15 protein-coding genes, 1 tRNA gene and 1 pseudogene are annotated in these 14,593 nt (G+C 71.0%); 6 read left to right on the forward strand and 11 right to left on the reverse strand.

Features of this window, described 5'->3' with window-relative positions; translation table 11 throughout:
- Nucleotides 1-41: 41 nt before the first annotated feature.
- The 3 genes from ACFTZL_RS27315 to ACFTZL_RS27325 all read right to left on the reverse strand — a co-directional run bounded on the left by ACFTZL_RS27315 (nt 42) and on the right by ACFTZL_RS27325 (nt 2,632).
- Nucleotides 42-773 (reverse strand): NDP-sugar synthase, encoded by a 732-nt coding sequence (locus ACFTZL_RS27315; protein ID WP_382587882.1) that lies wholly within the window; start codon nt 771-773, stop codon nt 42-44.
- A 101-nt stretch (nt 774-874) separates the two neighbouring features.
- Nucleotides 875-1,330 carry a hypothetical protein gene (locus ACFTZL_RS27320; protein WP_382587884.1) on the reverse strand — a complete coding sequence of 152 codons (456 nt, stop codon included), beginning with the start codon at nt 1,328-1,330 and terminating at the stop codon, nt 875-877.
- 219 nt (nt 1,331-1,549) lie between these two features.
- Nucleotides 1,550-2,632, reverse strand: a complete 1,083-nt coding sequence (locus ACFTZL_RS27325; RefSeq protein WP_382587886.1) for an ABC transporter ATP-binding protein — start codon at nt 2,630-2,632, stop codon at nt 1,550-1,552.
- Between the two features lie 237 nt (nt 2,633-2,869).
- Between ACFTZL_RS27325 and ACFTZL_RS27330 the strand changes: the two genes are divergently transcribed.
- Nucleotides 2,870-2,943: transfer RNA gene (locus ACFTZL_RS27330), tRNA-Thr, on the forward strand.
- Nucleotides 2,944-2,983: 40 nt separating this feature from the next.
- Here ACFTZL_RS27330 and ACFTZL_RS27335 read toward each other — a convergent pair.
- From ACFTZL_RS27335 to ACFTZL_RS27345, 3 genes are read right to left on the reverse strand one after another with little or no spacing between them, the layout of a single operon-like run.
- Nucleotides 2,984-3,901, reverse strand: coding sequence for an aminoglycoside phosphotransferase family protein (locus tag ACFTZL_RS27335; RefSeq protein WP_382587888.1), 918 nt, complete (start codon nt 3,899-3,901; stop codon nt 2,984-2,986).
- Nucleotides 3,902-3,906: 5 nt separating this feature from the next.
- Nucleotides 3,907-4,899, reverse strand: a complete 993-nt coding sequence (locus ACFTZL_RS27340; protein WP_382587890.1) for a zinc-binding dehydrogenase — start codon at nt 4,897-4,899, stop codon at nt 3,907-3,909.
- A gap of 44 nt (nt 4,900-4,943) precedes the next feature.
- The gene (locus ACFTZL_RS27345) at nt 4,944-6,104 is read right to left on the reverse strand and encodes an NAD(P)-binding protein (RefSeq protein ID WP_382587892.1); all 1,161 of its coding nucleotides are present in this window, start codon (nt 6,102-6,104) and stop codon (nt 4,944-4,946) included.
- 128 nt (nt 6,105-6,232) lie between these two features.
- Here ACFTZL_RS27345 and ACFTZL_RS27350 point away from each other — a divergent pair, with 128 nt between their 5' ends.
- On the forward strand, nt 6,233-6,910 hold the full coding sequence (locus ACFTZL_RS27350; protein ID WP_382587894.1) for a pentapeptide repeat-containing protein: 678 nt from the start codon (nt 6,233-6,235) through the stop codon (nt 6,908-6,910).
- An 11-nt stretch (nt 6,911-6,921) separates the two neighbouring features.
- Here the strand turns inward: ACFTZL_RS27350 and ACFTZL_RS27355 are convergent, their stop codons facing one another.
- Nucleotides 6,922-7,578: a hypothetical protein gene (locus tag ACFTZL_RS27355; RefSeq protein ID WP_382587896.1), complete on the reverse strand. Its 657-nt coding sequence runs from the start codon at nt 7,576-7,578 to the stop codon at nt 6,922-6,924.
- Between the two features lie 70 nt (nt 7,579-7,648).
- Entirely contained in the window at nt 7,649-8,149 is a 501-nt protein-coding gene (locus ACFTZL_RS27360; protein WP_193479711.1) for a hypothetical protein, read from the reverse strand.
- 39 nt (nt 8,150-8,188) lie between these two features.
- Here ACFTZL_RS27360 and ACFTZL_RS27365 point away from each other — a divergent pair, with 39 nt between their 5' ends.
- Nucleotides 8,189-9,595 carry a M1 family metallopeptidase gene (locus tag ACFTZL_RS27365; RefSeq protein ID WP_382587898.1) on the forward strand — a complete coding sequence of 469 codons (1,407 nt, stop codon included), beginning with the start codon at nt 8,189-8,191 and terminating at the stop codon, nt 9,593-9,595.
- A 152-nt stretch (nt 9,596-9,747) separates the two neighbouring features.
- Here the strand turns inward: ACFTZL_RS27365 and ACFTZL_RS27370 are convergent, their stop codons facing one another.
- The gene (locus ACFTZL_RS27370) at nt 9,748-10,323 is read right to left on the reverse strand and encodes a TerD family protein (protein ID WP_382495033.1); all 576 of its coding nucleotides are present in this window, start codon (nt 10,321-10,323) and stop codon (nt 9,748-9,750) included.
- Between the two features lie 160 nt (nt 10,324-10,483).
- Between ACFTZL_RS27370 and arfB the strand changes: the two genes are divergently transcribed.
- Nucleotides 10,484-10,921, forward strand: coding sequence for an alternative ribosome rescue aminoacyl-tRNA hydrolase ArfB (arfB, locus tag ACFTZL_RS27375; protein WP_382587900.1), 438 nt, complete (start codon nt 10,484-10,486; stop codon nt 10,919-10,921).
- On the opposite strand, the gene ACFTZL_RS27380 is transcribed toward arfB, so the two are convergent.
- Together ACFTZL_RS27380 and ACFTZL_RS27385 are read right to left on the reverse strand one after the other, a co-directional pair.
- Nucleotides 10,918-11,385: a GNAT family N-acetyltransferase gene (locus tag ACFTZL_RS27380; RefSeq protein WP_382587902.1), complete on the reverse strand. Its 468-nt coding sequence runs from the start codon at nt 11,383-11,385 to the stop codon at nt 10,918-10,920. The two genes, arfB and ACFTZL_RS27380, sit on opposite strands and share 4 nt — an antisense overlap.
- Nucleotides 11,386-11,434: 49 nt before the next feature.
- Nucleotides 11,435-12,019, reverse strand: coding sequence for a flavin reductase family protein (locus tag ACFTZL_RS27385; protein WP_382587904.1), 585 nt, complete (start codon nt 12,017-12,019; stop codon nt 11,435-11,437).
- Nucleotides 12,020-12,363: 344 nt separating this feature from the next.
- Here ACFTZL_RS27385 and cdgB point away from each other — a divergent pair, with 344 nt between their 5' ends.
- Nucleotides 12,364-14,031: a diguanylate cyclase CdgB gene (gene cdgB, locus ACFTZL_RS27390; RefSeq protein WP_382587906.1), complete on the forward strand. Its 1,668-nt coding sequence runs from the start codon at nt 12,364-12,366 to the stop codon at nt 14,029-14,031.
- 119 nt (nt 14,032-14,150) lie between these two features.
- Nucleotides 14,151-14,593, forward strand: a pseudogene (locus ACFTZL_RS27395) (carbohydrate-binding protein); the annotation flags it as partial.

The raw sequence follows: 14,593 nt of genomic DNA on the forward strand, positions 1-14,593 counted from the left end.
GTCACGGTGCGGGGCCCCACTCCTGTCTCCTGGGCGCGTGCTCAACGGCCCGTGGCGGCCAGCTCCTTCGCCGCCTCCGTCAGGTCCTTCGCCGTGTCGATGGCACGCCAGTAGGACCCCTGCGGGATCGTGAACCCGGCCAGCCGCTGCTCCCGGGCCAAGCGGGGGAACGTCGTACGCTCATGGTCGCCCCGCTGCGGCAGCAGATCCGCGAACTCGGGGGAGAAGACGTAGACGCCCGCGTTGATCTCGAAGGTCGACGGCGGGGCCTCGATGAAGTCGGTGATGTGGCCGAAGCCGTCCGTCTTCACCGCGCCCCACGGCAGGCGGGGCCGGGCCAGGGCGAGTGTCGCGATCGCGTCCCGCTCGGCATGGAAGTCCGCCATGTCACGCAGCGAGAACCGGGTCCAGATGTCGCCGTTCGTGGCGTACCAGGGCTGGTCCGGGTGGGGAAGGTGAGCCGCAGCGTACTTGAGGCCGCCGCCGCGGCCCAGGGGCTCCGACTCCACGACCGTGGTGACGGAAACGGGCAGATCGGCCGTGTCCAGCCACGTCTGCAGCACCTCGGCGAGGTGGCCGCAGGAGACCACCACGTCCGTCACGCCCTCCTCGGCCAGCCAGGACAGCTGATGGCCGATGATCGGCGTCCCCGTCCCGGGGATCTCGACCATCGGCTTGGGCCGGTCGTCGGTGTACGGACGCAGCCGGGAGCCCTGGCCGCCGGCCAGAACGACGGCTTGAACGGGGCGGGACGCGGCGCTCGGATCGCTCATGAGACCGAACTGTACGGGGCGTCCCGCCCGGGAACTGCGGCGGACGAGGGGTTCCCGCGTCTGCCGTTATCGACTTCCCACCCGGTGGCAGGGCGGTGCGCTCAGCTGTGTGCGGCGGCGACGCCGGTGGCGAAGGCCGTGTCGCAGACCGGGCGTGCGTAGGACTGGGCGCGCGTCGGGCCGTAGACCCGGACGGCGGCCTGGCCGAGGGCGCGGGCGAGGGAGGCGCAGTGCCGTGCCAGCGACGGGCGGTCGTCGACGGCCTGCTGGAGGTGGGTGAGGGCGACGCCCGGGTTCTGCTCCTGCAGCTCGGTCAGCAGCTTGTCTCGCAGGACGTCCTGCGGGGCACGCTTGGCGGCACGCGAGGTGCCGGCGGACGTGGCGGTGTCCGCTGCGGTGAGCACCGGGTCGGAGGAGCCCCCCGACCAGTTGACTCGGCTGACCGCGAGGGTCCCGGAGAGCACCAGGACGACGGGCAGGACGAAAGCGAGGGTGCGGCCGATCCGGCGGGCGGGGCCCCGGCCGCGTCGCGTCTGTTGGGTAGTGGAGTGCTTCACGCGTGTGAGGGTAGCGCGGGGTAATGGTTTGTAGACATTTAGTCACCGGTTCGGGGGATGAGCCGGGGCTCTTTTTTGGGTAGTGCGTTGACGCACACTGCTCGAAACGTCCGGTCTGCCGGGGTATTTGTCGACAACGAGAAAGGCCCCGCAGCGCTCTGCGGGGCCTTCTTCGTCAACCTGGGTGAATTACCCGGGGTTGTGTGTTTGCGGTTGCCGTCAGTCGGACAGGCGGGCGCCGGTCGACGTCGAGAACACGTGGGTCTCGCCGGAGCGGGGCACGATGTGCAGCTGGCTGCCCTTCTCCGGGACGTCACGGCCGCTGACGCGGACCACGAGGTCCTTGGACTCCTCGCCGACCTTCGCGGTGCCGTAGACGTAGGCGTCGGCGCCGAGCTCCTCGACGACGTTCACGGTGACCGCGAGGCCCTGCTCGGCGTCCGACACCTCGAAGTGCTCGGGGCGGACGCCGACGGTGACGGTCTTGTCGGTGGCGGCGGCGATCGCGTCGCGCTGCACCGGTACGACCGACTTGCCGAACTTCACGCCGCCGTCGGTGATCGGCACCTCGACCAGGTTCATCGCGGGGGAGCCGATGAAGCCGGCCACGAAGAGATTGTTGGGCTTGTCGTACATGTTGCGCGGGGTGTCGATCTGCTGGAGCAGACCGTCCTTGAGGACCGCCACGCGGTCGCCCATCGTCATGGCCTCGACCTGGTCGTGGGTGACGTAGACGGTGGTGATGCCGAGACGGCGCTGCAGGCTCGCGATCTGCGTACGGGTGCTGACGCGGAGCTTGGCGTCCAGGTTGGACAGCGGCTCGTCCATGAGGAACACCTGCGGCTCACGCACGATGGCGCGGCCCATGGCGACACGCTGGCGCTGACCGCCGGAGAGCGCCTTCGGCTTGCGGTCCAGGTAGTCGGTGAGGTCGAGGATCTTCGCGGCCTCCTCGACCTTCTGCCGGATCTCCGCCTTGTTGACGCCGGCGATCTTGAGCGCGAAGCCCATGTTGTCGGCGACGGTCATGTGCGGGTAGAGCGCGTAGTTCTGGAACACCATGGCGATGTCCCGGTCCTTCGGCGGCAGGTGGGTGACCTCGCGGTCGCCGATGCGGATGGCGCCGGCGTTGACGTCCTCGAGCCCCGCGAGCATGCGGAGCGAGGTGGACTTGCCGCAGCCGGACGGGCCGACGAGGACGAGGAACTCGCCGTCCTCGATGTCGATCTCCAGCGCGTCAACAGCGGGCTTGTCGGTGCCCGGGTAAATCCGGGTCGCCTTGTCGAACGAGACAGTGGCCATGGTGAACGAACCCCTTCTACCGGCAGGAACGTGCCGGACGATCCGAGTAGGAAGGCGGTGCCACGACGGAATTCCGTTGTGGTGTAGTCCACGCGTGTGAACTGGCTCAGGACCGTACCTGGCGTTCACCTGGTCTGTCAGTACCTCTGGGCCTGTGAACTTCGCGGAAATTTTCGACGGGGCCCCTCGGGGACCTGGGTACACTGCTCGGGCACGTGCGGGCGCACACCCGTACGGGCCTCCTTAGCTCAGCTGGCCAGAGCAACGCACTTGTAATGCGTAGGTCGTCGGTTCGAATCCGACAGGGGGCTCTTCACCGCCCAGGCCGGACCTCTCCGGGCCTGGGCTTTTTCATGGGGTGCGGAGGCGGCGGGCGATTTCCAGTTGGGCGTCGTCGATGGGGCGGTCGTCCTCGATGTCCCACAGGGCGTTCTGGAGGAGGCGGCCGAGGGTCCAGGCTCGGGCTCGGGGGCGGTCCAGGGCGAGGATGTCGGTCATGGCGTCGAAGCGCCACAGGATGTCGTCGGGGTCGTAGCGGTTGTCGAGGGCCGGCCACAGTTCGAAGCCGGGGTCGCCGGCCAGGGGCTTGGGGTCGATCGCCAGCCAGGGGGCGCGGTCGGACGCGAGGACGTTCTCGTCGTGGAGGTCCCAGTGCAGGAGGCGGTCGCCCGGTTCGTCGACGACCTCTCGTACGGCGGCCGCGCAGTCGGCGACCAGGCGGCGGGCCTCGGGGTCGGGGATGCGGTCGAGTGCCCACGGGGTCTGGTCGAGCATGGCCCGGGCGATGTCGCCGAGGCGGCGCAGGCCGGGCGGGGCGGGGAAGGAGGTGAGGTGGGCGAGGAGCTCCGCGATCGTGACGACGGCCTGGTGGGTGTCCGGCACGTGGGACAGCATGCGGTTCTCGTCGAGGCGCTCCAGCAGCATGGTGCCGGTGGGCTCGTCATGGTCGAGCAGGCGGACGGCTCCGTCGCCGGCCCAGGCGCGCAGCGCCACCGGTTCGCCTTCGCTCTCCTCGTCGAGGATCTGGAGCTTGAGGACCGCGGGGGTGCTGTCGAGGCGGAGGACCGGGAGGACCAGGGCGGACACGCCGTGCATGGGGGTTCCGTCGGGTTTCAGTTCCCAGCGGTCGAGGAAGCGGGCCGTGCGGGCGGGCAGTTCCTTGATGAAGGCGCGGCCCGCCTCGCCGTTGAACTTCTCCTGTGATGCTGCCAGTTCGCGTGGAATGTCGATCACTTTCCGCACGGTAGTGGGGTGTGTCGGGCGGGTCATGTGAATTACCCGGGGGTGGGTTCCAGGACCACCTTTCCCGTCGTGCCCCGGGTCTCCAGTGCCCGGTGCGCGGCCGCGGCCTCGTGGAGCGGGAAGCGCTGTACGGCCGGGGTGAGCCGGCCGGTGGCGGCCTCGGTGAGGGCGCGCAGTTCGAGGGTGCGCAGGGGGTCGGGGCCGCCGGCCTTCCCCAGCATCGCGGGGCCGAGGACCTGCTCGGAGACGCCGTCGACGAGGTAGGGCTCGCCGTCGAGGATGCCCTGGCCGGACCAGCCGAAGACGATGTGCTTGCCGCCGGGTCCGAGGAGGGCGACGGCCTCGCGGGCCACGTCGCCGCCGACGCCGTCGAAGACGACGGTCGCGCTCCGGCCGCCGAGGTGGGCACGGACCTTCGCGGGCCACGCCGGGTCTCTGTAGTCGACGGCGAGATCGGCACCGTTCGTCTGCACGCGGGCGACCTTCTCCGGCCCGCCCGCGAGGCCGATGACGGTCGCGCCGGCGTTCTTGGCGTACTGCACGAGCAGCGTGCCGATGCCTCCGGCGGCGGCCGGGACGACGGCCACCGAGCCGGGGCCGAGGTCGGCGAACTGGAGGATCCCCATCGCCGTACGGCCCGTGCCGATCATGGCGACGGCCTCGGCGAAGTCCAGGTTCCGCGGGATCTCGTGCAGCCGCTCGACCTCGGTGACGGCCAGTTCGGCGTAACCGCCGGGGACGAAGCCGAGGTGGGCCACGACCCGCTTGCCGAGCCACACGTCCGTGACGTCCTCGCCCAGGGACTCGACGACACCCGCGACCTCGCGGCCGGGGACGGTGGGCAGGGCCGCCCGCTCGGCCGCCGGTCCGCCCCGCATACCCTCGCGCAGGGCGGCGTCCAGGAGGTGGACGCCCGCCGCCCGTACGGCGATTCGGACCTGTCCCGGGCCCGGCCGGGGGTCCTCGACCCGCTCGTAGGCGAGGTTCTCGGCCGGGCCGAAGGCGTGCAGGCGGATGGCGTGCATACGAGGCTCCTCGTGTCGCGGTAATCTGCGGCCAGCCTTCAACCTCAAGCTTGCTTGAGGTCAAGCTCCCGGCGGCCGAGGGCCAGGGACACCGCCGTCAGGGCGCTGTTGAAGGAGACCTCCGAGAGCACCCCGGGGGCCGCGACCTGGTCGCCGGCCAGGTAGACACCGTCGCCCCGGTCCACGGCGGGCCGGTCACGCCAGCTTGTGCCGGGCAGGTCGACCGCGCCCGTACGGCCCGCCGCGACCGACTCGCGCCGCCAGGTGACGCGCTCGCGCCAGCCCGGGAACCCCAGGTCGAGGAGCTGCTCGGCGCGGGCGGTGCCGTCGGCCTTGGACTCGTGCGGGGCGAGGGGGATCTGCCCCTGGATGAGCTGCTCGCCGGCCGGGGCGAGGCTGCGGTCCTGGGCGGTGAACCGTTCGAGCCAGCCGGGCGCGTCCAGGTCGGAGACCGCGAAGGCGTCCCCGCGCCGCGTGCGTACGGCCAGGTCGACGAGGGCGGTACGGCCGCTCGGCCAGGTCAGGGACGCGTCGCCGAGCAGCCGCCGGGCGGCGTCGAGGGAGGTCGCGACGACCACCGGTGTGTCGGTGGGGAGCGTGTCGACACGCGACAGGGTCTCCATCCGGACGCCCAGGTTCCAGGCCCGGGCGGCCATCCGGTCGATGAGGCTGGCCCAGCCCCCGCGCGGGTAGTGGGCCTCGGGCGGCAGCTTGGTGGCCCGGCGCAGACGCTCCAGCACGAACGCGGCCGACAGGGAGCCGGGGTCGTGGTGGAAGAGGGCGACGGCGGAGTAGTGGGCGGCGGCCCGGGCGCCCTCCTCACCCGCGACGCCGGTCGCCCAGGTCAGGAAGTCGACGTCCACGGGCGCCTGCCGGGCGGTCCGGCGCAGCAGCTTCAGCATCGGGAAGGGTGGGGTGCGGCGCAGCACGCCGTGGTGCCGCAGCCGTAGCCGGGCGCCCTCCAGGGGCGGGATCGGGGCGAGCGGGCCGATGAGGTCGCGCTGCTTCAGCCAGGCCCAGTGCGGGCCGCCGCTGTAGAGGGCGTGCGGGCCCTCGTTCGTGCGGTACGGGCCCTCGGCGGTGCGGGCCCGGCCGCCCAGGGTGTGGTGGGCCTCGTGCATGGTGACCTTGACGCCCGCCTCGGCGGCGGTGATGGCGGCGGTCAGTCCGGCGAAGCCGCCGCCGATGACGGTGATGCGGTGCATGGCTGGGGGTCTCCCTAAGGTCGGAATCGCCTTCTGGGAGTACGACCGCCGGCGGCGCCGAAATGTGACATGGACGGTGTTCGCGCAGGTCAGGGGGCGTTGTCAGTGGTGGGGTGCAGCATGGGGACATGGCGAGGAGAGCGGCGGGCGGTACGGGTGTGAAGGGCGCGCGGCGACCGGAGGTGCGGCTGCCCGTGCTGGAGCCGTACGAGGGCGGTGAGCTGGAGCCGGACGGGGATTACGACGGGCTGGAGTTCCGGGACGCGGATCTCACCGGGCAGGACGGGGCGGGCGCCCGTTTCATGGACTGTGCGCTGACGGGGTGCGCGCTGGACGAGACCCGGCTGCGGCATGCCCGGGTCCTGGACTCGGCCCTCACCGGTGTCCGGGGCGTCGGCACCGACCTCGCCGAGGCGACCCTGCGGGACGTGGAGCTGACCGACGCGCGCCTCGGGGGACCGCAGTTGCACGGGGCGGTGCTGGAGCGGGTGCTGATCCGCGGCGGCAAGATCGACTATCTGAATCTGCGCACGGCCCGGCTCAGAGACGTCGTCTTCGAGGGCTGTGTCCTCGTCGAGCCGGACTTCGGGGGAGCCCGCCTGGAGCGGGTGGAGTTCGTGGACTGCGCCCTGAAGGGCGTCGACCTGCACGCGGCGACCCTCACGGACGTCGACCTGCGCGGGGCCGCGTCGCTGGAGATCAGCCGGGGTCTCGACCGGCTGTCGGGGGCGGTGATCAGTACGGCGCAACTGCTGGATCTGGCACCGGTGCTGGCGATGGAGTGGGGGATCAGGGTGGAGGGCTGATCACCGCACGCTCATATCCCGTACCAGCCGCCCGACCCCGCCTGCTCCGGGCAGTCGTAGGACTGGTGCAGGCCAATGAGGGCGTTGACCAGACGGGGGTCCAGTTCGTGCCTCAGCAGCCGGTAGTCCTCGGCCACCGCGCGGAAGACGAGATGGGCGCGGTGGGAGCCGTCCCGCCAGGTGATGCGCCGGGGCGGACGGAAGCCGTCGTCGATCTCCGCCATCAGGGCCAGGACCAGAAAGAGGAGATAGACCGGCAGCCCGAAGGGCCACCACAGCGCCCACCACACCAGTCGGCCCTCGTACCCGTGCAGGACGGGCCCAGCCGCCGGTTCCACGGTCCAGCGTTTGCGACCCCACCGGAAGGCGCGGCGCCGCCGCAGGGTGATCCGCCCGAGCGGAGCGCCGTACGGATCCAGGACGTGGTACACCGCCGGGCGTCCGCTCAGCCGTGACCCCAGGGGCTGCTCCGTCACCACCCGGACGACCGGCGCCCAGTCCTCTGCGCGCAGATGGAAGGCACGCAGTGAGCGGAGTCGGTCCGGCGCGGGGCTGTCGGGGTCGCGGTGGAGCCGGACGGAGGTGCCCTGCGGCAACCCTTCTCCGCTGACGATGACCGGTGGCGTCATCTTGTAGTTCAGGCCGTAGGTCACTCGCCCGTCGGTCATGCGTCCGTTCTCCCCGTGTCCGTCGCCGGTCGTCGCAGGGTGATCGTGTCAGCCCGGTGGCGGACCGCCCTCAGGAGACCCTGGGGAAGCGGGCCTGGAGGGTCCAGATCGCCGGGTTCTCGGCGAGGTCGTCGTGCAGATCGGTGAGGTCGGCGATCAGGTCGTGCAGGAAGTCCCGGGACTCGCGGCGCAGTTCGGTGTGGGAGACGGTGAGCGGGGGCTCCTCCGCGCGCATCCAGTCGGCCTCGATGTCCACCCAGCCGAAGCGGCGCTCGAACAGCATCCGGTCGGTCGACTCGGTGAAGTCCAGCTCCGCCCGCTGCGGCCGGGACGCCCGCGAGCCCGCCGGGTCCCGGTCGATCCGCTCCACGATGTCGCACAGCGCCCACGCGAAGTCGAGCACCGGAACCCATCCCCAGGCTGTGGACACCTCGTGGTCCGTCTTGGTGTCCGCCAGATAGACGTCACCGCAGAACAGGTCGTGCCGCAGGGCGCGGACGTCCGCGCGGCGGTAGTCGGTCTGCGGCGGGTCGGGGAAGCGGTTGGAGAGGGCGTAGCCGATGTCGAGCACGGGGGTGATGCTGTCACGCCCCCCCATAGGATCGAGATCGTGGCCCGGTCTGTACGTCTTGTCCCCGCCCTGCTCGTCTCCGCTCTCGCCCTCACGGCCTGCGGCGGGGTCCACGGCACCCCGGGTGGCTCCGGCGTACGCGACCCCTACTTCCCGAAGGCGGGCAACGGCGGCTACGACGTCACCCACTACGGCCTGCGCCTCGCCTACGACCCCGACGCCCACCACCTCACCGGCACGGCCACGCTCACCGCGCGGGCGACCAAGGACCTCTCCGCCTTCAACCTCGACCTGATCGGCCTGGACGTCGGCAAGGTCACCGTCGGCGGTGAGACGGCACGCTGGAACCGCGCCGGGCAGGAGCTCACCGTCCGGCCGCGCAAGGATCTCGGCCAGGACGAGACGTTCCGCGTGACCGTCCGCTACTCCGGGGCGCCCGAGACCGTCACCGACCCGGACGGCTCCCAGGAGGGCTGGCTGCGCACCGCGGACGGGGTGCTCGCGATGGGCGAGCCGACGGGGTCGATGGCGTGGTTCCCCGGCAACCACCACCCGTCCGACAAGGCGTCGTACGACCTCACGGTGACTGTGCCGCGGGGGCTCCGGGCGGTCTCCAACGGGGAGTTGCGCAACGTCAGGACCGCGAAGGGCGGCCGTACGACGTTCCGCTGGCACTCCGCCGAGCCCATGGCGAGCTACCTCGCCACGCTCGCGATCGGCCGCTACGACATCACCCGTTACGACATCACCCGCTCCACGGCCCGGGACGGTCTGCCCGTGTACGCGGCCGTCGACCCGTCGGAGAAGGAGGCGAGCCGCGCGGTGCTCGGGCGCATCCCGGAGATCCTGCGCTGGGCGGAGCGGCGATTCGGCCCCTACCCCTTCTCCTCCACCGGCGCGATCGTCGACCGCGCGGCCGAGGTCGGCTACGCCCTGGAGACCCAGACGCGCCCCGTCTTCCCCGGCGCCCCCGGCATCACCCTCCTCGTCCACGAACTCGCCCACCAGTGGTACGGCGACTCCGTCACGCCGGAGAGCTGGCGCGACATGTGGCTCAACGAGGGCTTCGCGACGTACGCGGAGTGGCTGTGGCGGGAGGACCACGGCGGAGAGAGCGCGCAGGAGTCCTTCGACGCGCTGTACGAGAACGGGGAGAAGACGTACAAGGACCTCTGGGCATTCCCGCCCGCGAAGCCCGCGGATGCCGCGAACATCTCCGGCGACCCCGTCTACCAGCGCGGCGCGATGGTCCTCCACAAGATCCGTCAGACCGTGGGCGACGACAGGTTCTTCGACATCCTGCGGGGGTGGGCGACGGAGCATCGCCATGGGAACGCGGACACGGCCGAGTTCACGGCGTACGTCGAGGAGCAGGCGCCGGGGGAGGACTTCGAGGGGATCTGGGAGGAGTGGCTGTACGGGGAGGGGAAGCCGGAGCGGCCGTGAGGGTGGCCGGAGAGCCGTGGGTGCTCAGGTGCCAGGGGCGGCTGCGGGTTCGTTGTGGCTTGTCGCGCAGTTCCCCGCGCACCCAAAGGGAGGAGCCCCCCGGCCCTTTTACAAGGCCAGGGGGCTCCGCAAGTCAGACGAGCCGGCGTCCGTCAGACGTTCACGCCGAAGTCCTGGGCGATGCCGACCAGGCCCGAGGCGTAGCCCTGGCCGACTGCGCGGAACTTCCACTCCGCGCCGTTGCGGTACAGCTCGCCGAAGACCATGGCCGTCTCCGTGGCCGCGTCCTCCGACAGGTCGTAGCGGGCGATCTCGGCGCCGCCGGCCTGGTTGACGATGCGGATGTAGGCGTTGCGGACCTGGCCGAAGTTCTGCGAGCGGTTCTCGGCGTCGTAGATGGACACCGGGAAGACGATCTTCTCGATGTCGGCCGGGAGGCCGGCGAGGTTGACGTTGATCGCCTCGTCGTCGCCGGCGCCCTCACCCGTGCGGTTGTCACCGGTGTGGACGATCGTGTTGTCCGGGGTCTGCTTGTTGTTGAAGAACACGAAGTGGGCGTCCGAGAAGACCTTGCCCTGCGTGTTCACCGCGATCGCGGACGCGTCGAGGTCGAAGTCCGTGCCGGTGGTGGTGCGGACGTCCCAGCCGAGGCCCACGGTGACGTCGGTCAGGCCCGGAGCCTCCTTGGTGAGCGAGACGTTGCCACCCTTGGACAGGCTTACAGCCATTGTTGGGAGTCCCTTCCCTCGTTTACGTGCGGCAAAGAAGCTGCGGCACCGAAGCTACAGCTACCCCCATGAACGTGGAGAGGGGTACGCGAGGTTCCAGCTCCTTTACTTTCTTTACTCGCGATTATTGGGATGACGTGGACTGGACAGAAGCGGGAACATGGACGGCATGTCTGGTCCCCACGTCATCCGCGGCTCCGTCTCCCTGCCCGAGGCCGAGCTCATGTGGCGTTTCTCGCGGTCCTCGGGGCCCGGCGGGCAGCACGTCAACACCAGTGACTCGAAGGTCGAGCTCAGCTTCGACCTGGCGAAGACCGAGGCGCTGCCCGAGGTGTGGAAGCAGCGGGCGCTGGAGCGGCTGGCCGGGCGCCTGGTCGACGGAGTCGTCACCGTACGGTCCTCCGAGCACCGCTCCCAGTGGCGCAACCGCGAGTCCGCCGCCGTACGCCTCGCCGCCCTCCTGGCCGAGGCCACCGCACCCCCGCCCAAGCCCCGCAGGCAGAGCCGGATCCCCCGGGGGATCAACGAGCGCCGGCTGCGCGAGAAGAAGCAGCGCTCGGAGACCAAGCGGGGCCGATCGGGGCAGGGCTGGAGCTAGCCCAGCTCCAGTACCCCTACGGTCTCGCCTCCGCTCGTCTCCCCGTTCGGGTGGAAGCCGAGCCCCAGGTAGAAGCCCTCAGGGCCGTCGGGGCCGGGATGCCAGGTGACGTAGAGCTGCTTGCTGTCGCGCCGCCGCAGCTCGGCGGCGACCGACTCGACGGCGAACCGGCCGTACCCCTTGCCCTGCTCACCGGCCGCGATGTTCAGCCGCCACAGGCCCGAGCGCAGCACGCTGCCGTCCTCGTACCAGTCGATGCCGAGGCAGGCCATGAGGAAGCCGACCGGGCGGCCGCCGTCGACGATGAGGCGGGGCCAGGCGATGCCGGGATGGACGTAGGCCTCCGCCAGTGACTTCACGACCGGGGCGACCGCGTGTTCCTGGTCGGGGCGGACGCGGATGCCGAGGGCGGCGTCGAGGTTCCCGGCGGTGATCTCTTCGAGGTGAGGGCCCGTCGTCGTCATGCGCGCACCCTAGGGTCGCCGGTCACCCCCGGGCCACCGGGTTTCCGCCTCACCCCAACTGCCGGTACCGCCCCCGGAAGTACGTCAGCGGCCCGCCCTCCGCGTTCGGTACGTGGGCGGTCAGGACGCGGCCGATGACCAGCGTGTGATCGCCGGCCTGGACGCGCTGCTCGGTGCGGCACTCCAGGACGGCCAGGGCGCCGCCCACCAGGGGCGCCCCGCTGTACTCGCCGCGCGTGTACGGGATGTCGGCGAACAGGAGCCGGTCGCTGACCCGGCCCTTCATGGCGAACCGGCCCGCGATGTGCCGCTGGCTCTCGGACAGGACCGAGACCGCCCACTGGGGCTGTTCGTCGAGCAGGTCGTCCATGCGGGAGCCCTCACGCAGGCTCACCAGCACCATGGGCGGGTCCAGGGACACCGACATGAAGGCCGTGGCCGTCATGCCCACGTCCTCGCTGCCCGGCGCCGAGGGGTCGTCCGGGTCGAGCGGCGGCTCCTGCGCGGTCACCAGGACCACGCCCGAGGCCAGCCGGGACATGGCGGCGCGGAACTCGTCGTTGCTCACCCCCTCAGCATGCCCGGAGGCGGGTGACGGAATGATCGGGGACGTGGCAGAGGGAGTGTTCGGCACATCCGAAACGCTAATCTCCGCCCCGCGCGCCGCGCATCGGGCTCCCGCCTGACCAGGGTCCTAGGACTTCCGGCGGATCGGACGGGCCCAAGCCTTCGACGAGGCGCTCGGGGAATTCGCCGAGAACGAGGAAGAACGAGGAAGAACGAGGAACAACTCGGAGGAACGCAGAAACTCCAGGCAATTGTTCAGCTTTGCCTGTGACTTGAGTCACAAGGGGTAGGAATTGTTGACCCTGTGTACCGAGTGAGCAGCGCGCTGTGATTCAGTGGCTGGGAAGCTGCCAGGACGATACGCCGATGAGAACCCTTGAATCGCTGCGAGGTCTCGGGGGGAGGGCGAGCATGGAGACCGAGTCGGAGCCCTACGTCCGCCTTGCGTCCCTGCGACAACTGCACCAGGTCATGGCCGACATGAACACGGCCCGCAGCCTGGCGGACACACTGCAGACCGTCGCGGAGGGCGTCGTCGCCGCTCTCGGGTACGAGATGGCGTGCGTGAACCTCGTACGCCCCGACGGCGATCTCGTCGTCGCCGCCTTCGCCGGGAACCCCGCCGCCGAGGCCCTCATCACCGGCCGCGTCGGCTCGCGCGAATCCTGGGAACGCCGCCTCGGCATGGGCGAGCACTGGGGCGACCTGGTGTTCATACCGCACACCGAGGGCTGGGTCCTCGACGACGACGACGTCCCGCAGTGGTACACCGACGGCCCCGCGCCCCGCTTCGAGGACGAGTGGCATCCGGCCGACCGGCTCTTCGCGCCCATGTACGCGCCCGGGCCGCAGGGCAGCGCGGCATGCGGCGAGCTGATCGGTGTGCTCTCCGTGGACCGCCCGCGCAACGGCCGCCGCCCCGGTGCCTGGGGCCGCGAGGCGCTCCAGATGTACGCCTTCCAGGCCGCCATCGCGATCAGCAACGCCCGGCTGCGCGCCAACATGCAGCGCGCGCTCGTCCGGCTGGAGCGTGAGCAGCAGGCGCTGCGGGCGAGCGAGGAAAGCTTCAGGCAGGCCTTCGAGTACGCCCCGTCCGGCATGGCCATCGCCGAGATGGGCGGCGACCAGCACGGCCGGATCCTGCGCACGAACGACGCCCTGTGTCGGCTGCTGGGCCGCCCCGCCTCCGCGATGCGCCGCTACTCCTTCTCCGACCTGGTCCACCCCGAGGACATAGGCACCCTGCTGCGGACCTCGGCGGAGGGCGGCCGCGCGGAACTCCGCCTCGGCCGCCGGGACGGCACCTACGTCTGGGTCAGCCTGCGCAACAGCGTGGTCGCGGACGCCGCCGACGGCCCGCGCTTCCTCCTCACCCATGTCGAGGACATCGAGGAGCGCAAGCGCCGCGAGCTGCAGCTCGCCCACCGCGCCTCGCACGACTCGCTCACCGGCCTGCCGAACTCCGCGGAGCTGCGCTCCCGTCTGTCGTCGCGGCTCTGCCAGCGCGCCGCGCCCCCGCACTCCGTCGTCGCCGAGTCCCATGACGCGGCCTACGGCCACCCCGCCTTCGACGTCGTCGGCCCCGGCTTCGACTTCCGGCAGACCGCCGAGCCGTACGACGCCTACGACCACCATGTGCACACCGTCGCCCCGGAGGGTGACGGCGACCACGACGACGGCACGAAGGGCCTCGCCGTCCTCTTCTGCGACCTCGACGGCTTCAAGTCGATCAACGACCGGTTCGGGCACAACGCGGGTGACGCGGTTCTCATCGAGGTCGCCCGGCGGCTGAGCGGCGGCGTCCGCGACGGCGACACGGTCGCCCGCCTCGGGGGTGACGAATTCGTCATCCTCGCGGACGGACTCGGCCGGGCCGACGCGCAGGACCTCGCGGTCCGCCTCCGCAACGAGATCATCCAGCCCATCCGCGCCGAGGGGCGTGCCGTCCGGGTCGGCGCCAGTTTCGGCATCGGATGGGCACACTGTGGAATGACGGCGGACGAAGTGTTGAAGTCCGCTGACGAGCGGATGTACGTCGAGAAACGATCTCGTCCCAAACAACACAGACGCGCGGGGTGAACCCGAGGTCAGCGAGTTGATGCGGTCTGAGTCACCCGTTTGGGTCACTGGGAGCGGGTAGGCTCGCTCTCTCACGACCCGTACCGCATCGCACCGCACCTGACTGAGGAGACCAAGGGATGACGCCCGGCAACAACGGCGCGAGCACGCCCGAGGACGACGACCCGTTCGGCTATCTCTACGCCGACGGGCAGGCCAACGGAGCCCAGCCGCCGTCCGGGGGCTACGGCTACCCGAACTCGGTCAACCGGGTGCGCGCGGTCGGTACTCGCTCCTACGGTCAGCAGCAGCCGCAGGCGGGCGCGGGCCAGACCGCGGCGTACGGCCAGGTCCCCCAGCAGCAGGGTGGCCACGGCCGGCCGAACGCGCACTACGCGGCCCCGGAGACGCTGCCCGGCGGCGGCGGAGCCACCACCGCTCCGCAGCACCAGGTAGGCGGAGGCGGCCGCGGTGGCCGCGGCCCGAACACCAAGGGCCTGCTGATCGGCGCGGTCGCGGTGGTCGCGGCGGTCGTGATCGGCATCGGCATCGCCATGCTGAGCGGCGACAAGGACGACAACAA

Origin of the sequence: Streptomyces sp. NPDC056948 (assembly GCF_042674225.1) — a bacterium.
Lineage (GTDB): Bacteria > Actinomycetota > Actinomycetes > Streptomycetales > Streptomycetaceae > Streptomyces > Streptomyces purpurascens.

Excerpts from the sequence above, each read along its gene's own strand:
- ACFTZL_RS27380 (WP_382587902.1), bottom strand. The coding sequence starts at position 11,385 with ATGACGACGACGGGCCCTCACCTCGAAGAGATCACCGCCGGGAACCTC.
- ACFTZL_RS27325 (WP_382587886.1), bottom strand. The coding sequence starts at position 2,632 with ATGGCCACTGTCTCGTTCGACAAGGCGACCCGGATTTACCCGGGCACC.
- ACFTZL_RS27370 (WP_382495033.1), bottom strand. The coding sequence starts at position 10,323 with ATGGCTGTAAGCCTGTCCAAGGGTGGCAACGTCTCGCTCACCAAGGAG.
- ACFTZL_RS27315 (WP_382587882.1), bottom strand. The coding sequence starts at position 773 with ATGAGCGATCCGAGCGCCGCGTCCCGCCCCGTTCAAGCCGTCGTTCTG.
- ACFTZL_RS27350 (WP_382587894.1), top strand. The coding sequence starts at position 6,233 with ATGGCGAGGAGAGCGGCGGGCGGTACGGGTGTGAAGGGCGCGCGGCGA.
- ACFTZL_RS27340 (WP_382587890.1), bottom strand. The coding sequence starts at position 4,899 with ATGCACGCCATCCGCCTGCACGCCTTCGGCCCGGCCGAGAACCTCGCC.
- ACFTZL_RS27355 (WP_382587896.1), bottom strand. The coding sequence starts at position 7,578 with ATGACCGACGGGCGAGTGACCTACGGCCTGAACTACAAGATGACGCCA.
- cdgB (WP_382587906.1), top strand. The coding sequence starts at position 12,364 with ATGGAGACCGAGTCGGAGCCCTACGTCCGCCTTGCGTCCCTGCGACAA.
- ACFTZL_RS27345 (WP_382587892.1), bottom strand. The coding sequence starts at position 6,104 with ATGCACCGCATCACCGTCATCGGCGGCGGCTTCGCCGGACTGACCGCC.
- ACFTZL_RS27335 (WP_382587888.1), bottom strand. The coding sequence starts at position 3,901 with ATGACCCGCCCGACACACCCCACTACCGTGCGGAAAGTGATCGACATT.
- arfB (WP_382587900.1), top strand. The coding sequence starts at position 10,484 with ATGGACGGCATGTCTGGTCCCCACGTCATCCGCGGCTCCGTCTCCCTG.